20 protein-coding genes are annotated in these 22,816 nt (G+C 59.4%); 12 read left to right on the forward strand and 8 right to left on the reverse strand.

Going from position 1 to position 22,816, the window contains the following annotated elements; genetic code table 11:
- Positions 1-14 precede the first annotated feature (14 nt).
- Together EGO55_RS05900 and EGO55_RS05905 are read right to left on the reverse strand one after the other, a co-directional pair.
- The gene (locus EGO55_RS05900; protein WP_021690991.1) at positions 15-461 is read right to left on the reverse strand and encodes an SRPBCC domain-containing protein; all 447 of its coding nucleotides are present in this window, start codon (positions 459-461) and stop codon (positions 15-17) included.
- Positions 462-1,343 carry a VOC family protein gene (locus EGO55_RS05905; protein WP_021690990.1) on the reverse strand — a complete coding sequence of 294 codons (882 nt, stop codon included), beginning with the start codon at positions 1,341-1,343 and terminating at the stop codon, positions 462-464.
- 224 nt (positions 1,344-1,567) lie between these two features.
- Between EGO55_RS05905 and EGO55_RS05910 the strand changes: the two genes are divergently transcribed.
- A complete protein-coding gene (locus EGO55_RS05910; RefSeq protein ID WP_021690989.1) occupies positions 1,568-2,458 on the forward strand; it encodes a helix-turn-helix domain-containing protein in 891 nt (296 codons plus the stop codon).
- Positions 2,459-2,582: 124 nt separating this feature from the next.
- Here the strand turns inward: EGO55_RS05910 and EGO55_RS05915 are convergent, their stop codons facing one another.
- The 4 genes from EGO55_RS05915 to EGO55_RS05930 all read right to left on the reverse strand — a co-directional run bounded on the left by EGO55_RS05915 (position 2,583) and on the right by EGO55_RS05930 (position 9,584).
- A complete protein-coding gene (locus EGO55_RS05915) occupies positions 2,583-4,916 on the reverse strand; it encodes a TonB-dependent receptor (RefSeq protein WP_021690988.1) in 2,334 nt (777 codons plus the stop codon).
- Positions 4,917-5,005: 89 nt separating this feature from the next.
- Positions 5,006-5,812, reverse strand: a complete 807-nt coding sequence (locus tag EGO55_RS05920) for an SDR family oxidoreductase (RefSeq protein WP_161566027.1) — start codon at positions 5,810-5,812, stop codon at positions 5,006-5,008.
- 81 nt (positions 5,813-5,893) lie between these two features.
- A complete protein-coding gene (locus tag EGO55_RS05925) occupies positions 5,894-7,030 on the reverse strand; it encodes an LLM class flavin-dependent oxidoreductase (protein ID WP_052023726.1) in 1,137 nt (378 codons plus the stop codon).
- A gap of 265 nt (positions 7,031-7,295) precedes the next feature.
- Positions 7,296-9,584 (reverse strand): TonB-dependent receptor, encoded by a 2,289-nt coding sequence (locus tag EGO55_RS05930; RefSeq protein ID WP_161566028.1) that lies wholly within the window; start codon positions 9,582-9,584, stop codon positions 7,296-7,298.
- Between the two features lie 493 nt (positions 9,585-10,077).
- On the opposite strand from EGO55_RS05930, the gene EGO55_RS05935 reads away from it, so the two are divergent.
- Complete coding sequence (locus EGO55_RS05935; protein ID WP_021690984.1) at positions 10,078-10,959, forward strand: VOC family protein; 882 nt, start codon at positions 10,078-10,080, stop codon at positions 10,957-10,959.
- A gap of 39 nt (positions 10,960-10,998) precedes the next feature.
- On the opposite strand, the gene EGO55_RS05940 is transcribed toward EGO55_RS05935, so the two are convergent.
- A complete protein-coding gene (locus tag EGO55_RS05940; protein WP_021690983.1) occupies positions 10,999-11,877 on the reverse strand; it encodes a helix-turn-helix domain-containing protein in 879 nt (292 codons plus the stop codon).
- Positions 11,878-12,053: 176 nt separating this feature from the next.
- On the opposite strand from EGO55_RS05940, the gene EGO55_RS05945 reads away from it, so the two are divergent.
- Positions 12,054-12,380, forward strand: a complete 327-nt coding sequence (locus EGO55_RS05945) for a TraR/DksA family transcriptional regulator (RefSeq protein ID WP_021690982.1) — start codon at positions 12,054-12,056, stop codon at positions 12,378-12,380.
- An 80-nt stretch (positions 12,381-12,460) separates the two neighbouring features.
- On the opposite strand, the gene EGO55_RS05950 is transcribed toward EGO55_RS05945, so the two are convergent.
- On the reverse strand, positions 12,461-14,113 hold the full coding sequence (locus tag EGO55_RS05950; protein WP_021690981.1) for an FAD-binding protein: 1,653 nt from the start codon (positions 14,111-14,113) through the stop codon (positions 12,461-12,463).
- Between the two features lie 296 nt (positions 14,114-14,409).
- Between EGO55_RS05950 and EGO55_RS05955 the strand changes: the two genes are divergently transcribed.
- The 9 genes from EGO55_RS05955 (at position 14,410) to yfiB (ending at position 22,799) form a co-directional block, all read left to right on the forward strand.
- The gene (locus tag EGO55_RS05955; RefSeq protein ID WP_021690980.1) at positions 14,410-17,310 is read left to right on the forward strand and encodes a monovalent cation/H+ antiporter subunit A; all 2,901 of its coding nucleotides are present in this window, start codon (positions 14,410-14,412) and stop codon (positions 17,308-17,310) included.
- A complete protein-coding gene (locus EGO55_RS05960; protein ID WP_021690979.1) occupies positions 17,310-17,651 on the forward strand; it encodes a Na+/H+ antiporter subunit C in 342 nt (113 codons plus the stop codon). Before EGO55_RS05955 ends, EGO55_RS05960 begins: the two co-directional genes overlap by 1 nt.
- Positions 17,648-19,267: a monovalent cation/H+ antiporter subunit D gene (locus EGO55_RS05965; RefSeq protein WP_021690978.1), complete on the forward strand. Its 1,620-nt coding sequence runs from the start codon at positions 17,648-17,650 to the stop codon at positions 19,265-19,267. Before EGO55_RS05960 ends, EGO55_RS05965 begins: the two co-directional genes overlap by 4 nt.
- A complete protein-coding gene (locus EGO55_RS05970) occupies positions 19,264-19,752 on the forward strand; it encodes a Na+/H+ antiporter subunit E (protein WP_021690977.1) in 489 nt (162 codons plus the stop codon). The genes EGO55_RS05965 and EGO55_RS05970 overlap by 4 nt, the downstream gene beginning before the upstream one ends.
- A complete protein-coding gene (locus EGO55_RS05975) occupies positions 19,749-20,030 on the forward strand; it encodes a K+/H+ antiporter subunit F (RefSeq protein WP_021690976.1) in 282 nt (93 codons plus the stop codon). The genes EGO55_RS05970 and EGO55_RS05975 overlap by 4 nt, the downstream gene beginning before the upstream one ends.
- Positions 20,027-20,374, forward strand: coding sequence for a monovalent cation/H(+) antiporter subunit G (mnhG, locus tag EGO55_RS05980; protein ID WP_021690975.1), 348 nt, complete (start codon positions 20,027-20,029; stop codon positions 20,372-20,374). Before EGO55_RS05975 ends, mnhG begins: the two co-directional genes overlap by 4 nt.
- Before the next feature lie 238 nt (positions 20,375-20,612).
- The gene (yfiR, locus tag EGO55_RS05985) at positions 20,613-21,083 is read left to right on the forward strand and encodes a regulatory sequestration protein YfiR (RefSeq protein WP_124916737.1); all 471 of its coding nucleotides are present in this window, start codon (positions 20,613-20,615) and stop codon (positions 21,081-21,083) included.
- 2 nt (positions 21,084-21,085) lie between these two features.
- Positions 21,086-22,324 (forward strand): diguanylate cyclase DgcN/YfiN, encoded by a 1,239-nt coding sequence (gene dgcN / locus EGO55_RS05990; RefSeq protein ID WP_021690973.1) that lies wholly within the window; start codon positions 21,086-21,088, stop codon positions 22,322-22,324.
- Positions 22,317-22,799 carry an outer membrane lipoprotein YfiB gene (gene yfiB, locus EGO55_RS05995; RefSeq protein ID WP_021690972.1) on the forward strand — a complete coding sequence of 161 codons (483 nt, stop codon included), beginning with the start codon at positions 22,317-22,319 and terminating at the stop codon, positions 22,797-22,799. Before dgcN ends, yfiB begins: the two co-directional genes overlap by 8 nt.
- Positions 22,800-22,816: the final 17 nt, after the last annotated feature.

The raw sequence follows: 22,816 nt of genomic DNA on the forward strand, positions 1-22,816 counted from the left end.
GCGCTGCCATCACGTCAGCCCACACGGCTTTCCGCGTATTGCTTCAGTGACCGGGCGAGCGCGTTGAAGGATTGATAGATCGCCTCCCCCATCTGATCCATCATTGGATCGGCCAGCGGCCCGAAAAAGGTATCGCTGGTGGTGTAGATACACCCGTCTGGCACGGCTTCGAGATATTGATCCCGCCGCGTGCGGACCTCGCCTTCTTCGTAGGCCCAGGCAATATGCCGGGGCGGCTGCTTCTCCACCAGCCGATGTTCGAAGATTTCGACCTTGCCGGTGATACCCGCGTTATTGACCCACAGCCTGACCTTGGCCCCCGGTTCCAGAGTGGATTCGATGCGTGCGCTCAGCGGATTCCACAGATGATAATTCGGCAGATCGGTAAGGATCGCCCAGACCGCTTCGCGTGATGCGGCAATGGCCACGGGGTCCGATCTGACTATTCTGATCTGTTCCATTCAGAGATCGCCCTTCTTCACTTCGACAAGTTCGATCCGCACCCCATTGGGATCGAGAATCCGCAAGCTGCCGCTTTCCACCCGGTCATCCCCGGACCAGCCCTGTGTCGCACCGGGCAATGCCGCGCGCGCTTCTGCAAGCGAAGGCACATGGAAACCGATATCGAAGAAGCCGGCATTGCCGGGAACGGCATATTCTTCGCGATAAAGCGGTGCCGGATTCAGGAAATGGAGCAGTTCGATCACATCATCGCCATTGCGCATCATCTGCGCGATCGCACTGCTGCCTGTCTCCTCGAACATCGGATCGAGTTGCCCCGGCGGATCGCGGTAGTCGAACACTTCCGCCCGGACGAATCCGAGCGCCTCATAAAAGGCAATCGACTGGTCCAGATCGCGCACGCAGATGCCGGAATGGGAAAACTTGCGGCTCACCCCCGGAATCGCGGTGGAAAATCCGCCCGGCCCGTAAGGCACCGTCGTCCACACTTCCACGCGAATACCATCGGGATCGGTGCAATAGATCATATCCGTGCTGCTGCCATCCTGCGTGTAGGCAATGCGCGTTTCCGTGGCGACATCGCCCCCGCGTGCGCGAACGGTTGCCAGCGTTTCATCATAATCCGCGACATAGAAATTCAGATGTGTGGGGCCCAACGCTGTCATCGGTCGGCGCTTGCCACCGGTCCGCAGCCCGGGCGCGGGAAGGTGGTTCAGTCGGAGTGTAACCCCCTGCCTGTTGCGCAGCGTTTTGACTTTGCCCTGCGGCGCATCCAGCCGTTCATCCTCGTGGAGAACGGCAAAGCCCAGCCCTTCGTAAAAGTGCGTCGATGCCGCCGGATCAGACACATACAGCCCTCTGTAGGCAAGCGAAATGGGCATGGGTTTTCTCCTCGTTTCCCGTCGGATAGCGCGCTTCATGGTATTGTTCCGCAACCTGTCGCGGGCCGAGCACACCCGGTGTTGCGTTTGCCCGATATATGCATACAGTCACGATGTCTGAGAGGCAGGAGGCTCCAGTACGATGCGCCATGGCCACGAGCCAAAGAAGCGCCACGAGCAGCCACAAAAACAGCCCTGGACAGAGGATGCAACGGAGAACGGAAATGGCGCTGCTGAATGCAGGAGAGAAAACAGAGGATGCGATCATCGCGTCCGGTATCGAACACGAAAGCAACCCGCGCCCATCCGATGTCAGTCAGGAACGATCGCGCAATGCAGCCATGCAGCACAGCCAGAGCAAGCTTCTCAAGACCATTCTGAAGCAGGAAATCCGCAATCGCGGACTGCGTTATCGCGATATCGCCGAACACCTTGGCGTCAGCGTGATGACGGTAAAACGGCACCTCAATTCCGACCGCGTGCCGATTGAGGCCCTGGAAGAAATCAGCGCGTGCCTGGGGCTGAGCCTGATCGAACTGGTGGAAATCGCGAAAGCCAATGATGGCCGCAACCAGCTTGATCTCGAACACCAGCAGGAAAGTGCGCTGGCAAGCGATCATGCGCTCGCCCTGCTGCGCCAGCTGCTTTATAGCGGGATGACGGTGGATGATGTCATCCAGGAATATGATATCGATGAAACCACCGTTGTCTCGCTGCTTGCCCGCCTCGATCGTCTGAAACTGATCGAACTGCTCCCCGGCAACCGGGTGCGTATTCGCGGACCCCGTCACATCGACTGGAAGCCGGGTGGCCCGATGCGCCACGAGATTGAAAACGATCTGCGCAAACAGTTCATGACTTTGGATTTCGCCAATTCGGAACAGTACTTCGGTTACGAACCGGCCCGTCTTTCTGAATCGTCTGTGCAACAGATCGAACAGCAGATGCGGCAGCTTGTGCGCAAGATCCGCGTTCTCCACCAGGTGGACCAGCACCTGCGGCCGGATCAGAAACAATGGTACACTGTCCTTGTGGCCAAACGGGAAACCAACTGGAGCTTCCGCCGGGCGAAGATGCACCGCAGCACCTTTGCGGACGAATCGCAGATCGCGTGATCGGGCCCGCGGCAGGGCACCCCCGGGAACAGCGTGCCGCCATGCGGGGGGATACCTGACGCGAAGGCCTGTTCCCCGGTTCATGGGGGAACAGGCCGCGCCATGACGCCGCAGCGCCATCTGCTCAAAACATGATTTCAAGATCCAGCCCATAAGTGCGGGGTCGCTGGAACGCGCCAACCACCACACTGCTGAGATCAAGCGCATTGACCAATGTCTTGTCGTTGGTGAGGTTCCTGACCCAGGCCGATACCTTCGCCTGCACATTGCCGCCAATCGGGATATCGGCGACACTGGCCCGCATGTTCACCAGCCATTGGGCATTGTTAAACAGCACATTATCAACCGCCTGATCCTGCACCACATGTCTGGCCACGAGGTTCTGCGAACCGCGATACTGGGCATCCACATCGAAGGAGACAGTTCCCCACGCATATTCGGGCAAGGTGTAATTCAGAGCAGCCCCACCCGTCAGTTTCGGGCGGTTGGATGGCAGAAACTTGCCCACAACACCCACGCGCGGGTCCAGTTCGCGATACTTGAAATTGGTGTAGCCGATATTCCCGCTGAGTGTCAGGCCACTGGCAGGGATAACCGTGGCTTCGGCTTCGAAGCCCCATATCCGTGCACGTCCGGCATTACGGGTTCGCGATCCATCAACCACATCGAACGTCGCAAACTGGAGATCCTTGTAATCGGTGTAGAAGGCCGCGGTGTTGAGCCTGAGCCGCCGATCGAAGAAATCGCCTTTGAAACCGATTTCATAGGCTGTGACCGTTTCCGGATCATAGGCCACGCCATTGGTGACGCCGCCAGATTGATAGCCCGTACTGATTTTCGCATAGGCCAACAGGCCGGGACGAAACGTGTAGGCAATGTTGGCCAGATAATCGATCCGGTTCTTCTTGAACGTGGGGTGGAGCACGTTGAATTCCAGAATCCGCTTGTAATCCCATGTCGATCTGAGACCGCCCGTCACATCCAGGGCATCGGTAAGATGCCAGGTCAATTGCGCGAACAGTGCATTGGATTTGATCTTCGCCTCGCTGTTCCCGGTGGGCGCGCCCGGGAACACATTACCCGTCGCGGCCTTGAACGTGGTGGTCGATGGCGGCGGGCGCTCTTTCGTCAGTTGATTGTAGTAATAGTACCCGGCAACCAGGTTATAGCGGTCGGTATCCACGTTGATCTGGAATTCATTACTGAACTGGTAATTCGTTCGCCGCTGCGCCCCCAGCACAATCAGCATGAACGGCTGCCCTTCGCACGCGGCCCCGCCGCACAGGAAACTGAATTGCGGGGTCACGACCAACCCGCCGGCACCATCGATCTGGTTGCCCTTGGTGCCCATTTTCAGCACGCGATAGGCCGTGATGTTCTTGAGCGAGATGGTATCGTTCAACTTCCAGCTGGCTGTCAGCGAATTGTTGATCCCCCGCGTCCGGTTGGACTGCGACAGTTCCGCGTTAACAGCATCGAGACGCTTGGTGCTGATCAGGGACTGATACCCGCCCGGTTGCGAGCCGAGGATTGTCCGCGACAGCGCCCCGCCATTTCCGTCAGAAAAACCGATGACCTGCCGCGCATCCGGCTCGTCACGCCCGTCGAGGAGATCGAACCGGTAATCGAGCCTGAAATCGCTGTGCGGCTGGAACTTGACGGCGACATGCAACGCATCGGTGTTCGACCCGCCGAGGCGATCGGGCGATCGCAGCTTGCCCACCTGACCGGCCGTTTGTTGCGTGTAATCATAGACGGTGCCACCGCCCAGATTTTTCGTATGCCCGCGCCGCTCGTCGTGGAGATAGGTCCCGGCGATACTGAAACCACCCCATTCCGGCAGGTTGACACTCGTCTTGATCCGCCGCGATTGATAATTTCCAATGGAGATCAGCTGTTTCCAGCCGAGTTCGCCCGTCGGATCGGTGGTGACAAAGGAAACGGCACCGCCCGTCGAATTGCGGCCGAACAAAGTGCCCTGCGGGCCGCGCAGGACTTCGACCCGCTGAATATCGGCGACATCCTGAATCGCGCCGAAGTAATCCCCCTGATAAACACCGTCGACATAGATCGACACCGGATTGTCCGCCCCAAGAATGCCGCTGCTGCCAACCAGTCCGCGAATATTGATCAGGGGGATCGGGTTGCCGCCCGCAGCCAGAGTGGTGCTGAGGTTGGGAACCAGCGCCGTCAGCGATGTGACATTGGTAATGCGTGCGCGATCCACCATCTCCGCCGTCAATGCCGTTACCGCCACCGGAACGGCTTGCAGATTCTGCTCTCGCTTTTGCGCGGTAACAACGATGTCCTGCAATTGCCGCGATGCATTGTCAGAGACCTGCTCCAGATCCCGCCCGGCAGGAGAATGGGCCGCGGATTGCGCATAGGCATTACCGCCTACGAATGGGGACATAATCGTCAGAGCCAAGCCAAAATGCACTTCTCTTTTCGTAAACATTTGGATCTCCCCAATCTGTTTTTATAAAATTATTATTTTATCTTTTATTTATTTAACCTTAGATACTTCATGGGATGACTTTCGGCCGCCTACGCCGACATCCGCTCACCACCATTCACATCCAGCGTCACACCTGTCAGCGCGCTGGCATAATCGGATGCGAGAAACAGGACCGTTTTCGCGCATTCTTCGTCCGTGGGAATGCGCCCCAACGGAATGCGCGCGCGAACAGGCGCCAGCAGATCATCGACAGCACAATGGCGCGCATCGGCCTGCATTTGCAGATAGGCCTGGGTGGTGGCGCCCCACATCCATCCCGGACGGGCGCAATTGACCCGGATATTGCAGGGACCGAGTTCCTGCGCGAGTTGCCGTGTCGCCCCTTCGAGCGCGGCCTTGGCCACGGCATAGGCCGCCTGTTCGGGCACATGCTGGACCACCGCCATCGATGAAATGTTGACGATTGCCCCGCCGCCTTGCGCTTTCATCGGGGGAACCACCGCCTGGGCCATACGCAGGGCGCCAAGGCAGGTGACATTGAAATTGGCTGCCCACTGGTCCAGCGCGGTTTCACCGAATGGCCCGGTTGCCGCAGTGGAAAAGGCGCAGTTGATCAGGCTGTCGACCCTGCCGAAAGCCTGCAACGCCGCATCGACGAGCGCCGCGCAATCCGCTTCGCTGCCGATGTCCGCAACGCGGGCGATAGCCTCCCCACCCGCCGCCTGCACTTCGGCCGCGATCTGTTCCGGGCCTTCGCGGGTCTGCGTTGCGACCACGATCCGCGCGCCTTCGCGGGCGCCCTGGATGGCAAGACGCCGCCCAAGACCGGGGCCCGCCCCGGCAATGATCAGCACCTTTTCCGACAGCAGCATCCCTCTCTCCTCAAGACCAGCCACGCATCCTGTCATCCGGCCGGACCACGCCCGGTGCATCAGCCAGGCGTGGTGCGATCCGCACCGCCGACGCCGCGCCTGTTATCAGCCGGTTTCGACCGGCAAACGAATGCCTCTCTGCTCAAGCAGCGGCATGACCCGTTCCCCAAACAGGGGCATTTCTTCGAGATAATCGTGGAACCCGACAAACAGGGCATTCACCCCGCAATCGTGAAGCAACGCCATCTGGTCGGCGATCTGCTCCGCCGTGCCCACCAGCGTGACATTGCCGGGCGACATGGCGATATTGCGGAAGAATTCATCTTCCTGCTCAGGCAATACGGCGCTGACATCGACACCCGATTGAATGGCGAGATTCCGCGCCGCGACAAGATCGGCATTGGCGCGCAAATGGGCGAAAAACTGCTGCGCCTCCTCTTCGGTATCCCGGCAAATGACCAGCGCCACACAGGCCAGCCCGACATCCGGATTGCCCGCTTCCGCCGCCACTTTGCGCAAGTTATCGCTATGCTCCCGCAGCTTTTCGTAACTTTGAAAACTGGCGAACGTGAAATCCGCATTTTCGGTTGCGAACCTTACGCCGGTCGGTGACATCGCTGCGCTGACAATGGGCGGACGCGCCTGAATGGGCTTGGGCTTGCCAATGCAGCCCTCCAGCTGAAAATACTTACCCTGGTGATCGAACGGTTCGTTTTCCGTCCAGATACGGCGCACAACATCGAGCCATTCCTGCCCAAAAACATAGCGATCTTCCGGCGTGTGCGGGCTGAGGCCGAACATCCCCATATCGGCCTTGTACCACCCCATCACCATGTTGATCCCCGCCCGGCCATTGGAGATATGATCGATGGTTGCGATCGCCTTGGCCGCAAAAGTCGGATGGACCATAGGCAGGTGCAAGGTCACAATGGTCAGAACCCGCCGGGTTACTGCTGCGATGCCCGCCATATAGGTAAGCGTCTCGTACGTTTCTCCGGCGTAATCATTCGTTCCGCCAAAGCCGCGCCAGCGCGACAGCGGCATGAACAATTCGAAACCCATCTTGTCCGCCATTTCCGCAATGGTTAGGCTCTGATCCCAGGACACCTCGAATGACGTAGGGACCGTGTGGATACCTGCCGAACCCGATGCATTGGTGCCGAACACACCCAACATCATAGGCTGCTGCCGATATGCAGCGAAGGCAGAATCTTTGCGCTCCACCAGAAATGGGTCAGTCATGATAATTATATTCCCAAAAATACGCGCAAGTAATTTAGTAATAATGCACATAAATACCCACAATTCTGAGGTAATATAAAATCATTATTCACATAATGACGTGCATTATATTATTTAAATCATGCGCAATATATAACAACGCGTTGCCATACGATGGCAAGAGATTTTGGCAGGAACCGGGAAACAAATCACGGCTAAGTCACTTAATGTATCCACGGGTGTCAGAATACGATACCGCTGCATGACTGACACCCCACGCCCCCGCTCAAAAGGCGATTGACGCCTCGACGCCATATGTGCGCGGCCGGTTGTAAGCCCCGGTTAACACGCCCGAGATGTCCGAAGTCTGCGCCACACGGCGTTGGTTCAGCAGGTTTTCACCCCACAGGGAAACGCGCACTTTGCCGCCGCCTACGGGAATATCCACCATCGAAGCGCGCGCGCGCACCATCCATTGCGAGCGCGATGTGATCGCCTTGCGCAAGCCCTCATCCGCCACGGGCAGAATGATGCTGAGCGCGGGTATCAGGCGCGAGCGGTAATCGCCCTGGAGCATGAACGAGAAATAGGCGCCAGAAGACAGCGGCACGGTATCGTAGGAGACGGATGTCGAGAAGGTCGTCTTCGGCGTATTCTGCCGTGTAACCTTGCCCGCCAGATCGATGGGCGCCCCGGTTTGCATGGTGACGAACCGCTTGAAATTGAAGTCGACCAAGCCAAGGCTCGCATTCATGGTCAGGCCCCGCGCTGGGACAAGCGTCGCCTCAGCCTCGAACCCCTTGATCCGCGCCTTGCCCGCGTTTTCGTAGACCAGCCGCCCGTTCTGATAGTAGCTGAGCTGCAAATCCTTGTAATCGGCCATGAACACGGCCGCGTTCAGCCGCAGGGTGCGGTTGAAGAAGTCCCCCTTGAACCCCGCTTCATAGGAAATGAGCGTTTCGGGATTGAACTTCACCGCGTTGTAAATGCCGCCAGCCAGATATCCGGTTCCGACCTTGCCATAGACCATCACATCAGGCGTGACCTTGTAGTCCGCGATCGCTTGCCAGGTCAGTTTTTTGAAATTCGCTCGGGAATCGACGTTCAGCAGATCAGGCCGGAAATTAAGCTCGCGCCGCTTGTCCCAGGTTTGCCGGACACCCGCAGTCAGGCCAAGCCTGTCGGTGGCGTGAAATGTGCCCTGCGCATAGACCGCATAGGCCGTATTGCGCGCCTTGTAATTGGAGAACATGTCACCGGGACGCAGGACCACGGGCTGATCTTCGGGCGGGAACGACATGAAAAACGGAACCGGATTGTAATCCCGCGCCCGTTCCTGAAAATAAAAGAACCCGCCAACGAAATCGATCGCATCGCCAGAATAGGTGACTTGCGTTTCGTTGGAAATCTGGCGCTGAAACCTGTGTGACAAGGCATCGAGAATGCTGAACCGCGAACCCGGTGCCCCATAGGGATCGTAGAGAAAATTGCCGTCGAACGAATTGCCGTTGTTGTACACTTTCGACCGGCGATAGGCCAAAATGTTCTTCAGGCTCAAACCGTCGCTCAACTGGTAATTCAGCGTCAGGCTGTGCCCATAGACTTTCAGCTTGTCTGTGCCCCGATTGGGATCATGAATTTCCCGCAGGGGCCGGGTGCTGACCACGTTGGTACCGCCCAGCGCCGGTTGCTGGGAAAACACGAACTGGACGTAATCGCCAATCGGATTGGAGCCGGGAATATCGTCGGGACCGCGAAATCCGAACACTTGCGTCGCGGTCTGGGTTCCGGTGAAGTTGGTATAGTCGAACTTGTAATCCGCCGTGAACGGGCCGTTCTCGTAATGCACTGCGGCAAAGAAGGCGTCGGTATTCTGCATCCCCAACGTTTTGGGGGCCTTCAACCGCCCGAAGCGGCCTTCGGTCGCCTCCGTGTAATCCCGCACGACCCCGGCAGACAGGTTCTTGACCCAGCCGTCATACTCCTTGTGCATATAGGTCAAGGACGCATGAAAACCGCCAAACTCGGGCAGATCGATCCGGGTGCGGGTGCGCAGCTCGTTGAACCGGCCATAGCTGATATCCTGCCGCACACCGAATTCCCCCGGCGGCGTGCGCGTGATGAAATTGATCGCGCCGCCGGTGGTATTGCGCCCGAACAGCGTGCCTTGCGGTCCGCGCAGCACCTCCACACGCTCGATATCGGCAATATCGAACAGCGATGCCGCCGACCGGCCGAGATAGACGTTATCGAGATAGAGGCCGATCCCATTGTCGACCTGGCTCTGTGTTTCCCCGGCAACCACACCGCGCAAGGCATATATCGGCAGGGCCGCGCTGCTCGGCTGGGTCAGGACCTGCAGATTGGGTACGACCCCGCTCAGGCCCACCGTACTGGTGATATGCGCATCTTCCAGCGCCTCGGCACTGAATGCAGTGACAGCCACAGGCACATCCTGAAGCCGCTGTTCGCGCCGCTGCGCCGTGACGATGATATCCTGCAAACCGGTGCCATCCGTCGAACCGGCCGCAGGCGAACCCGTATTGGAACCAGTGTTCTGGGCAAAAGCCGGCACAGCAATACCAAGCGCAAGCGCAGTACCGCAGAATTGAAGACATCTGAAGATTTCAATGCGACAGAATCCATGCGTGGCCATGGTATCGATCTCCCACCCGTTTATTGGATATTATTATTTGCGGTTTGGTAGTTTTGGACAGACACGCGAGCAACCGCGACCTACCTCAGTTTCACATAGTGTTACCGGGCGTGCCAGAAATAGAGCCGCCAGCCCTTCCTGCAGAGAAGACTTAACGATCGGAGTGCTTTGTTCTTCCTGTGTCACCAGGTCCGATATTTCGCTGCCGACCCGGAGATTGCCCTGAAACCACGGCACTGCGCCGCGCGGACAGTATCAGAATTTGATACCACAAGGCACAGGGCGAGAAACGACGGATATTGCTTGGCCTTATTGTCCAAATCGGGCTTGCAGCAGGGCCATAAACGATCAGAACTTATACGATATCAATCATAACATCGCGATCTTGATGCTGATCGGGGGAGATATCGCAATGCTCACCAATATTTACGTGATCGATTACGTACTGAAGGACCTCGACGCCTCCAAGGACCAGCTCGACAGGATCTTCGGCACCGAACCGCTCTGGATTCATCCCGATATGACACCGGGACAGGCGATCACCGCCATGTATTACCAACTTCCCGGTAACGGTGAGATGATGCACGCTCTCGGCATGTTTCAGGAAGGCGGCGATTCCATTCGTGTGGACCATGATCGCCTGTTCCTGATCGGGATCATGTGCGACGATATGGACCGCACGATGGCCGAGATTTCCGCGCGCGGGCTGACTTTCGTCCATGCCGAACCGCAACGCTATGCCGTGGGGGAAAGCAACAGTCTCGGCACGCTGCATGGCGTGGAGATATTCATTGCCCGGCATATTGCCGGGGGTGACAAGATCGCCCGCGAAATGATGTTCACCAAGGATGGTTCGTCGGACTTTGGCGATGAAACGCAGGACGGGCTGTTTACGGGGGTCTATGGTCTCGACTTTGCGGTGTCCGATATGGACGCCGCGCTCGACACTTTCCGCGCGGTGTTCGGCACCGAACCGATCAACACCACGCCGCGCACGGCGGAAGCGGGCGTCGTGTCCTATCACTTTCAGGCACCCGGAAATGGCAAAGGTTTAAGCGAAGTGGGCTTCTTCGCGCTTGATCACGGGGCTCCGAAAGATGGTCTTGCCGGCCGTATCGCGGCATTCCTCAACAGGCATGGTGAAGGCATTTTCCGCATGGATCTGCTGGTGACCGACCTTGATGCGATGCGCGCCGCGCTCGCTTCGCGGGGGATCACGCTGCCCGCCGGGGATCAGCCCATTCTGCCCGACATCCACGGCACCGATCTGCGCTATGTAACGGATTCACAATAGCCAGCGCACTGCCGAGCGGCTGGTTCAGAGCACAATCCATCAGCCACCGCGATTGGCCGGATAAACCGTCCCGTTCGGGCCAAGCGAACGCGGGGCCCGAAACTCGCCGTTCGGGAACGGGAATCCCCAGTTCGTTTCCCGTTGCGCGACAAGCAGCGAATACCATTGCTTTTGTTCTATCGGCACGCCCTGATCGACTTTCTGCAGGATGCGCATCGTACGGACAAGCTGCCGCATATGTTCTTCGATCTGCAACACGGATGACCGGGAAAGGCGCGCCGTTTCGTAACCGTAGAAGCTTTCCGTATTGGCGAAATCCATCTTTACGAAGTTCTCGCGGATATCCTGCTCGATCTGGCGGCGCATCGGCCCGCCCCGGCGCCATTCGATATGGCGCGACCCGCGAATGCGCACGCGGTTGCCCGGCAGCAATTCGATAAGCTTGAGGCGGTCAAGCCGGGTAAGCAGGCCGACCAATGTCGGTTCGTCCACGCCATATTCGGTCATGATTTCCTCGACCGTGAGCCCATTGTAGAGCAGCAGGCGAACCAGTGCGAGTTCGTAACTGGCGGCCAGCGCGCTTTCCTGCTGCAGTTCGAGATCCAGCGTCTGGCGACCATCGTTCGCCTTCGCGAATTCGGCCAGTTCGATCAGGCTCAGCCCCAGACATGTAGCAATATCCTCGATCGCTTCGATCGGCACGCGTTCCGCATTGAGATAGCGTTTGATTGTCATCACGCTCACCCCGAGATGGTCTGCAATATCCTGATAGCGCATCCCGCGAATGCGGATCTGCTGTTTCAGGATATCCTTCAGAATCCTGCTCTGGTTATGATTGCCCGCAGCACCTGTCGAAGCAGACGAGCGTTGCCGCGCGCCCTCCTTCGCAGAACCCCGATCGGTATCCGCACCTGCCATCTGTCTCTCCCGGGGCATCGCCGCGCCCTGTGTTCTTGTTCAGGGCAATACATCCGATGCGCCGGTATGGTCCACGAAAGATCACCCTGCCCCATCATCAGCTTGGCAGGCTGGGCGTTGGCAGGCTGGCGCAACCCTTGCTATGAAGGGAAATCGACCGGAAAGGATCACAGCCAATGCCAGATACCGCCGCCGCCAAAGCACTGCTTTCGGAAAAACTCGTTGAGTTGGAGGGCCGGCAGCAGCGTATTGTTCAGGATCTGGACGAACCTCTTGACCCGGACACATCCGAGCAGGCGGTCGCAACGGAAGATGATGTGCCGCTCGAAGGGCAGGCTTCGCTGATCGCGCGCGAGATTGCGTCGGTAAACCGGGCCTTGCTGCGCATTGAGAACGGCACATATGGCGAATGCGTGCGCTGTGGGCAGGACATCGCCCCCCGGCGGCTGGAAGCCCGACCGGAAGCGGCACTCTGCTTTTCCTGTGCGAGCAGCGAACAGTAACTTTCGCCCGCCGTCAGGGCGACATGCAGGAGACCACCGTCGCGCCCCATGGGGCGCGGCGGGGCAACCTGACCGGATCGCTAGCGATTGGGGATATGCGTTCCGAGATGCCGCCCGGCGATATAGCCGAACGTCATGCCCGGACCCAGCGTACCGCCAGCGCCACCATAAGCTTCGCCCAGAACCGCCGCCATGGCATTGCCCGCCGCATAGAGCCCCGGGATCGGATTGCCAGCCCAATCCAGCACTTGCGCATCGCCGTTTGTCCGGGGGCCACCCGACGTACCAAGCGCGCCGGATTCCATCTTGACCGCGTAGAACGGTCCCTGATCGATCACACCCAGCGTACGGTGCGGCGGATCGAAATCGGAATCCCCCCACATGTAGAAATTGTCGTAGGTGTTGTCGCCGCGGTTGAAATCGTCATCATGCCCGTTGCGGACCAGATCGTTGAACCGCGCCACAGTGGCCGTCAGCCCCTGCGGATCGATCCCCGCCAGTTCCGCCAGCGCCTCCAGCGTATCGGCCTGCATCATGAATGACGGGACCGGACCGCCAGGCGGCGAATTGAACGTGTGATACTTGTTTTTGTAACGCTGATCGATGATCAGCCAGTACGGCAGGTTGGCATAAGTATGGGTTCCGGCGTCGAACGCATGCAGCGCCTTGCCCATGGCGTTGTAATTCGCCGCTTCGTTCACGAACCGCTTGCCCGCCTTGTTGACGAGGATCGCGCCGGGACGCGCGCGTTCATCCGAACCGAGCAGATAGTTGGGCTTGGCACTGCGGTGCTGCGGCTTGAATTCCAGCACGCTCTGCTGCCAGAAAGCGTGTTGCATGTTGCCCAACTGGGCACCGGCCTCAATCGCCATCAACAGGCCATCACCCTCGTTTTCCGGCACACTGACCGGGCCGGTCAGCGGGCCGCGCAGGAAAATTTTGACCAGCGTTTCGTTCCATTCGAACCCGCCCGTGGCAATCACCACGCCGCGCCGGGCGCGCACGCGAAAATCACGGCCATTGCCATCTTCCGCGATAACGCCGATGACCCGCTCGCCATCCTTGACCAGCTTGCGGGCACGCTTTTCAAACTCCACCGGAATACCGCGATCCAGCACCGCCTTGAACAGGGAACCGGCCAGCGCCTGCCCCAACCCCCGGTAATCACGGGCTTCCCGTTCGGCCAGCGTGGCTTCGTCCAGCGTACCGTTGATTGCCTCCATCAGGCTGCCGCGCACGGGATAGGCCATCTTGGTGGGATTCACCCGGGTTGCCCATTTGCCGAGCGTTTCAAAGGAAAACGCCTCGTTATCCAGCGACCGGCCGCCATCGGGCTTGGCGCCGGGAATATAGGGCTGATAATCGGGGAAATCGGTGTAGACATGGAAACGGACCGGGGTCTTGTCCATGAAATAGCGGATCATTTCCGGGCCGCTTTCCATGAATGCGCCCAAGGTATCCGGTTCGAGCTGACCGGGGGCAAGCGCATCGAGATAGGCCACGATATCTTCGTCGGAATCCGCAATCCCGGCTTCGACCTGATAGGGATTGTTGGGAATCCAGAGCATACCGCCGGACATGGCGGTCGTTCCGCCGACCATCCCGGACTTTTCCAGAATGACCACGTCTTTTGCGCCGAAGTCATATGCCGAAATCGCCGCCGTCATGGCCGCGCCGCCGGAACCCAGAACGACGACGTCCGCTTCCAGATCCCATTCCATGTCTTCAGCCATCACCCAATATCCTTATAACTCGGTTGAGCCGGCATGTCTGGCGATTGGCATCGCCCGCATCCCTTGATTGGGTTCCACAATAATTTTCGGCCTGACGCGGTGACCACTCCGCAATGTGCTAGGATCGGCAACACAGGCCGTTGCGTCGGCGGTGCCGGGCCGGTCTTTTTTCCCAAGGGCGCTGCTGGGGTTGCCGCAGGCCGCTCCTTTCCTATAGTGAAATTTCCGAACGAAAACCGATCCATTCACAGCAGTCGCACAGGAGAGTAGGGATCTTTACCGGGGCCACCCCACTTTTGTGGACCATTCTCCTTGCGCCGTTCATCGGCAGTTTGATTCTGGCCTGTCTTCCGAGCACATCACGCACTGCCGCGGCGTTGATCGCCGGGGCAATCGCTTGCCTGTGCACGGTCGGTCTTGCCCTGTTCTACCCCGTTCTGGCCGCTGGCGACACGATGCGCAGCGAACTGCAATGGTTGCCCGCGTTCGACCTCGATCTCTTGCTCCGGCTTGACGGGTTGAGTTGGGTTTTTGCGCTGCTGGTCGTCGCCATCGGCTTTCTGGTGGTGCTTTATGCGCGGTACTACATGGCCGCAGAAGATCCCGTACCGCGCTTTTTCGCGTTTCTGCTGGCGTTTATGGGCTCGATGCTGGGGCTGGTTCTGTCCGGCAATCTGATCCAGCTGGCGTTCTTCTGGGAACTGACCAGCCTGTTCTCGTTTCTGTTGATCGGATACTGGCACCAGAACGAAAGCGCGCGCAGCGGTGCGCGTATGGCACTGCTGGTGACAGCCGCAGGCGGGATGTGCCTGCTGGTCGGCATACTGCTGATCGGCAGGATCGCCGGAAGCTATGATCTTGATGTCGTGCTGGCTGCGGCCGACCGGATCAAGGCCAGCGCCCTTTATACTCCTGCCTTGATCCTGATCCTGATCGGCGCCTTCACCAAGAGCGCGCAGTTCCCATTCCATTTCTGGTTGCCGCACGCGATGGCCGCGCCAACGCCGGTCTCCGCCTACCTCCATTCCGCAACCATGGTGAAAGCGGGCATTTTCGTGCTGATGCGGCTCTGGCCCATTCTGGCTGGCACGGACATGTGGTATCTGATCGTCACGACGACCGGCCTTGCCACGCTGCTGATCGGCGCCTGGGCAGCGATCTTCCAGCAAGATCTGAAAGGGCTGTTGGCCTATTCGACGATCAGCCATCTCGGCCTGATCACGCTGCTCCTGGGTCTCGGCAGCCCCCTGGCTCTGGTCGCCGCCATTTTCCACACGCTCAACCATGCGACATTCAAGGCTTCGCTGTTTATGGCTGTGGGGATTGTCGACCATGAAACCGGCACGCGCGACCTCAGGCGGTTAAGCGGTCTCTACCGGTTCATGCCGATCACCGCGACACTGGCGATGGTGGCCGCTGCGGCCATGGCCGGGGTGCCCTTGCTGAACGGCTTCCTGTCGAAAGAGATGTTTCTGGCCGAAGCCCTGCAAAATCATCGCGGGACCGTAATCGACTCCGCCCTGCCGTTCATCGCCACCGCCGCGCTGGCGCTGAGCGTGCTCTATTCGGCGCGCTTCATTCATCAGGGCTTCTTTGGCCCGCCGCCTAAAGATCTGCCGCGCGAACCGCACGAACCGCCGTTCTGGATGCGCCTTCCGGTCGAGGTACTGGTGCTGGCCTGTCTGCTGGTGGGGATCATTCCCACCCTGACGATTGGCCCGTTCCTGCATATCGCCGCAGAAGGCGTTCTGAACGATGCGGTTCCCGCATACAGCCTCGCGATCTGGCACGGATTTTCCCAACCCCTGGTGCTCAGCATCATCGCCCTGGTCATTGGCGGGTTGGGTTACGCCCTGTTCCGCGACCGCCTCAACACCGTGGAAACTGTCCCCCTGATGGGCAGGCTGAAAGGCCGACGGACGTTCGAGACCGTTCTCGCGGCAATCGTTTCCGGTGCGCAGAAACTCTTCGCGATTACCGGCACGAAAAAGCTCCAGCCCCAGCTCCGGCTGCTGATGGTGATTGCCTGCCTGGCCGGATTCCTGCCGTTCCTGCGCTATGATTACGAGTTGGGCAGCCGCCCCGGCATGCTGGTCGATCCGGGCTTTGCGCTGATCTGGGTGGTCGGGTGCCTTTGTGCGATCGGCGCCGCCTGGCAGGCCAAATTCCACCGCTATGCCGCCCTGATCCTGATGGCGGGTGCCGGGCTTGCCAGTTGTGTCAGCTTCGTCTGGCTTTCTGCGCCGGATCTCGCGCTCACCCAATTGCTGGTCGAAAGCGTGACCACCGTCCTCCTCCTGCTCGGTCTGCGCTGGCTTCCGAAAAGGCAATCCGACCTTCCGCAAAGCCCGGGCCGTTTCACTCTCGACCGGCTGCGCAGAGGCATGGACCTGTGCATTGCCCTTGCGGCGGGCACGGGGATCGCCCTGCTGTCCTATGCCGTGATGACCCGGCCTCAGGGATACAGCGTGGCCGATTATTTCATGGAACATGCCTACTCGGGCGGTGGTGGCAAGAATGTCGTCAATGTCATCCTTGTCGATTTCCGCGGCTTCGACACCCTGGGCGAAATCACGGTGCTGGCGATCATCGGGCTGACCGTATTCTCGCTGTTGCAGCGCTTCCGCCCTGCAACAGAAAGCGTCCGCATGCCCGAACAGCAACGCGTGCAGAATGCGTTCGACGATCGCGCGGAAGGACGCAATATCGGCGATACCCGTGCGGATTATCTCGTCATTCCGCGGATCATCATGCAGTGGCTTTCGCCGGTCATTCTCGTATTCGCGCTCTATCTGCTCATTCGCGGGCACGATCTGCCGGGTGGCGGCTTCTCCGCCGGGGTGACGGTGACGATTGCCCTGATCCTGCAATACATGGCTTTCGGCACACGCAGCGTCGAAACGCGGCTGCGCGTCCGGCCGATGAGCTGGGTGGGCAGCGGCCTGCTGATCACGCTGCTGACCGGTGTAGGCGCCATGGTGATCGGCTATCCGTTCCTCACCTCCGCATTCCAATATGCCGATATCCCGATCATTGGAAAAGTGCCGATGGCCAGCGCACTGTTGTTCGATATCGGCGTTTTTCTGGTGGTAATCGGGGCAACGGCGCTGATGCTCATCGGTCTGGCGCACCAGTCGATCCGCACGCCGGTATCGCGTGCCGCCCATGATGCCAAAGCGGATGGGGGGGCTGACTGATGGAAGTCGTCCTTGCCATCGCCATTGGCGTATTCACGGCTTCCGGGGTGTGGCTGATCCTGCGGCCGCGCACCTTTCAGGTGATTATCGGCCTTTCGCTAATCTCCTACGCCGTCAATCTGTTCATTTACGCCATGGGCCGCCTGCAGGTCGATGCGCCTGCACTCACCGGCCCGGACAGCGCGACAGAAGTGGCCGCCATGTCTGACCCTGTGCCGCAGGCGCTGGTCCTGACCGCGATCGTGATCTCCTTTGCGATGACGGCGCTTATGCTCGTGGTGTTGCTCGCCGCGCGCGGGTTTACCGGCACCGACCACGTCGACGGGGAAGACGAACAATGACCATCGCCCTCGCCGACCAGCTCATTATCGCACCCATTCTGCTGCCGCTCGCCGCCAGTGCCCTGATTCTGCTGTTCGGCGAACGGCAACGCAGGACCAAGAACGTCATCAGCCTGTTCACCGTGCTGGCGCTTCTCGCCATCGCGCTGGTGCTGTTCCAGCACGTGGTATCCGCCGGGTTCGCCGGCCAGAATGCGACGCGCGCCTATCATGTGGGGAATTGGCCTGCGCCATTCGGCATCGTGCTGGTGGTCGACTGGCTATCAGCCCTGATGCTGCTGTTGACGAGTATTCTGGGTGTGACCTCGCTGGTCTATTCGCTGAGCCGCTGGGAAAGTGCGGGGCCCCGCTTTCACGTGCTGTTCCTGCTCCAGCTCATGGGCCTGAACGGCGCCTTCCTGACTGGCGACATCTTCAACCTGTTTGTTTTCTTCGAAGTGCTGCTGGCCGCCTCCTATGGGCTGCTGCTGCACGGATCGGGGCAGCCACGGGTGAAGGCAGGCCTGCACTACGTTGCGATCAATATCATGGCCTCGTTGCTGTTCCTGGTGGGCGCGGGCATGATCTATGGGGTTACCGGCACGCTCAACATGGCGGACCTGGCCCTGCGCATTGCCTCTGTGCAGGGGGGCGACCTTGCCCTGCTGCAAAGCGGGATCGCCATTCTGGGCGTCGCCTTTCTTATCAAGGCCGGCATGTGGCCGCTCGGCTTCTGGCTGCCCGGGACCTATGCCGTGGCCGTCCCGCCGGTCGCCGCCCTGTTTGCGATCCTCAGCAAGGTGGGCATCTATGCGCTGCTGCGCGTCTATTTGCTGCTGTTCGGCGGGAAAGTCGGCTGGACCGCCAATTTTGGCGAAGAATGGCTGCTGTACGGCGGCCTTGCGACCATTGCGTTCGGCACGATCGGATTGCTTTCCGCACGCTCGCTCTCCCGCCTTGCGGGCTATTCGGTGATCGTATCCTCAGGAACGCTGCTGGCCTGCCTTGGGGTGGGGCAGGGGGCCGTGCTGGCAGGCGCGCTGTTCTATCTGGTCAGTTCAACGCTGGGGCTCAGCGCCTTCTATCTCCTGCTTGAAATGATCGAACGAAAAGACGCTGACCCGGGTGTCCGCACAGTCGTCGAGCCGATGTTCGAGGACGAGGATACCCAGGCCCTGGAGGAAGACGAGAGCGAGATCGGAGTGGTAATTCCGGTGACCATCGCCATCCTTGGCGCCGGATTCCTGTTCTGCGCCCTGCTGCTCGCCGGTATGCCGCCCCTTTCCGGATTCATCGCCAAATTTGCGATCCTGCATGGGCTGATCGGTCTGGACAAAGATATTTCACCCGCTGTCTGGACGCTGGTCACGCTGCTGATCCTGTCGGGGCTGGCGATGCTGGTGGCGACCAGCCGCGCGGGCATTGACTTGCTCTGGACCCCCACCGATCGCCCGCAGCCCATCCTGCGGTTGTGGGAAGCGATCCCGGTGGGCGTGCTGCTGCTGATCTGCCTCGGCCTGATCCTGTTCGCCGGACCGGTCATGCAGTACATGGAACGTACCGGGCGATCGCTGCAGGATCGCGGCGATTATATCCACGTCGTCCTGCCCCGTGCGCAGGCGGAGCCTGCGCCATGACGCGCTGGGTCCCCTACCCCATGCTCTCGGCCAGTCTGCTGCTGATGTGGGTCTTGCTGACGCAATCGTCTTCTGTCGGGCAATTGTTGCTGGGCAGCGCGGTTTCGCTCTTTTCGGGTCAGGTCATGTCCGCCCTGCGCCCCGGACGGGTTAAGATCCGCAGTTTGCGCCCCTTGCCGAAGCTTCTCGGTCTGGTCATCGTTGACATCATCCGATCGAATCTGGCTGTCGCGAAAATCATCCTTCTGCCCGGTGGCAAACGGATATCCGGCTTTGTCACCCTCCCGCTGGATATGCGTAACGAGCATGGGCTGGCGGTGCTGGCGGTCATCATCACGGCCACACCCGGAACGATGTGGGTGCAATATGACCGGGCCAAGCAGACACTGCTGGTCCATGTGCTCGACAATGTGGACGAAGATGCCTGGATAGCCTTGATCAAAGGCCGCTACGAGGCCCTTCTTGTGGAGATGTTCGGCCCATGATCATGCTCGCTTTGGCTCTCGCGATAACGGCCGCACAAATCCTTCTGGGGTTTGCGGTGCTGTGCGCGGCCTATCGTATTCTGACCGGCCCACGCGCGCAGGATCGCGTGCTTGGGCTCGATACCTTTTATGTCAATGCGATGCTGATGCTGGTGACGTTCGGCATCCAGACCGGGCGTACCCTTTATTTCGAAGCCGCTCTGATCATTGCGCTTCTCGGCTTCGTCGGCACGGTGGCGCTGGCGAAATTCCTCATGCGCGGAGAGGTGATAGAATGATTCAGACCCCGGACCTGCCGCTGTGGGCGGCCATAACCGTCGCGCTTCTGCTTCTGGCCGGGGCGACGACAGCCCTGTTGGGCTCTATCGGCCTGCTGCGGCTGAAGACATTCTACGAACGCGTCCACGCACCGACGCTGGCTACGAGTTTCGGCACGTTACTGATCTGTCTTGCCTCGATCGTCTGCTTCTCGGTTCTGCGCTCGCGGCCATCAGTCCACGAGATCCTGATCGTGATCTTCATCACACTGACGGCCCCCGTCTCGTTCATGCTCCTCGGGCGGGCCGCGCTCTACCGCGATCGCACCGAAGGCAATCCGGATGTCCCGTCACAGCCCCATTAAGATCGCACGGTCGGCCGCCGGACAACGCGATAATCCGGCAGGTCTCGCTACAGAAAACCAGTAATTTCTTTACATTACGTCCCGTTATGGATCACCATAGCCCCTTGCCAATATTGCGTTTCGATGGAATGGGCGACGTCAGGTTTCCATAGGGCGGTTTATCCTGTCGCAGATACAGCACATTATCGCAGCTCTCACGCTGCTTTTGCTGCCCGGCCCGGTCTTCGCACAGTCCCTGGTGCCGGCAGCTGTGCCCGTTGCCGCTGATGGCGATGCGCAAAGCGAAGCCACCGCACAAATGGTCGAAGCGATTTTCAATTATACGCGGTGGCCGAACAGGCCGCAACCGATCCGGCTCTGTATTCTCGGACCCAGTTCGCACACGGCCAAGCTGGATGCGATCGCGCTGCTCAATGGCACCAAGGTCACTGTTGATGAACTGGGCTCCATTACGGAGAACATGAACGATTGCGATGCTCTTTATCTCGGGCATCTCCCCTTGACATCGATCCGCTATACAACCGCCAAAGTACGCGGGAAGCCCGTACTGACACTCATCGAACGCGACAGCGATTGCAGCGCCAGCGAAGTGATGTTCTGTCTTTCATTCAGATCGAATACGCTATCCTTTCAATTAAATATCGATGCGATTTCGCGATCACCCCTGCGGATTGACCCCCGCGTCCTGCGGCTGTCGAAGGAACACTGACCATGGTGCGCCGTTCCTCGCAGCCTTTGCCCGGCATCCGCGACGTTCTCGACCGCTATAACCGGCGCCTGATGCTGCTGACCCTTTTCCTGTTGTGCGCGGCCTTGATCGGTACGGGCGTGCACACGATCCGGTACTACTTCCAGAGCAACCTTTCCCTCGTCGCACGGAGCATCAGCTACACCGTCGAACCCGCAGTCGTGTTCGAGGACATGGAAGCCGCACGCGATGGCATCGCTTCTGTTGCCAGCATGCAGGGTGTGCGCTTCGTGGAGTTGCGCGCACCCGATGGCCGATTGCTCGCCAACTGGTTCCACTCTCCTTCCGACACAAACACCGAAACCACCCGTGTCGAACAGTTGTTTCGCATTGCCCACGCGGTCAGTCCGATCCGCAGGGATGGCCAGTTGATCGGCACAGTGCACGTCGCCGGTGACACCTCGGTACTGACCAACTTCCTGCTTTATGGCGGGTTGAGCCTGTTGTGCTGCGTGGTGGGTGCGCTACTGGCGATGCGCATCCTCACCCGGCAACTGGTAAACGGCGTCATCAAGCCCTTGCAGGATATCGCATCCGTGGCCCATGCCGTGCGGCAGGATCGCGCACTGGAACGGCGTGTCGCCCCCTCTGGCATTGCCGAACTCGACAGGTTCGGCCACGATTTCAACGCGCTTCTCAACGAACTGGAAGGCTGGCATGTCAGCTTGCAGGACGAAAAAGACAAATTGCAACATGACGCCCTGCACGACCCTCTGACCGGGCTGGGCAACCGCGCGTTTTTCGATCACGTTATCAATGGTATGATCACCGACGCACCGGGTAAGGAAGCCGCCTTCGCCCTGTTGTACCTCGATCTCGATCATTTCAAATCGATCAACGACCAATATGGCCATATCGTGGGTGACGCCATGCTGATGGCAGTCGGCGAGAGGTTGCGTAAGGCGATCAGACCCTCCGATCACGCCTTCCGCATAGGCGGAGATGAATTCGCGGTCATTGTCAGCGCCCTGCCGGATGACGATACTTTACGGGCTGTGGCCTCTCGTATAGACGAAAGCTTATCTCACGCGTTCGATGTCAACGATACACATACGATCGCCCCATCGATCAGTATTGGCCATGCCCTCTACCCGCGTGATGCCCAGTCATCCCCGGATCTCATCCGTCAAGCCGACGAACGCATGTATCAACACAAGCTGAAGCGGCGCAGATTTTCATCGGTGCAAGAAACATATGGGTAAATACCTGCTTTCACTCCTGTTGTTCGCAGTCGCAGCCTGCCAGACAGTCCCCGCAGATGATCCGGTTGCCCGGAAGATCGCCGTGCTCAAGGAAAATGGCTTTCGTGAGGTTGGCGATGAATGGCATCTTGGCATGTCTGATCGCCTGCTGTTCAAAACAGATGAGAACAAACTGGCCACCGAACAGATTGCACGGCTGGATGGGCTGGCCCGAACTCTCCTCAGCATTGAGGTGCGGGGCGCGCGTGTCGAGGGGAACACCGATTCCACCGGCACGCCAGCCTACAATCTCACGCTTTCCCAAAAGCGTGCGGAAGCGGTTCGCGATGCGCTGGTTGCAGGCGGCATGGATAGCGCGGGGGTCGTCCCCATCGGGCGCGGCATGACCAACCCCATAGAAAGCAACAAGACCGCGGCGGGGCGGCGGGAAAACCGGCGGGTGGTGATCATCGTATCGTCCGCCGATTTGCGGTAGATCAGGCGGCAACAGCC

This window comes from Caenibius tardaugens NBRC 16725 (assembly GCF_003860345.1).
Taxonomy (GTDB): domain Bacteria; phylum Pseudomonadota; class Alphaproteobacteria; order Sphingomonadales; family Sphingomonadaceae; genus Caenibius; species Caenibius tardaugens.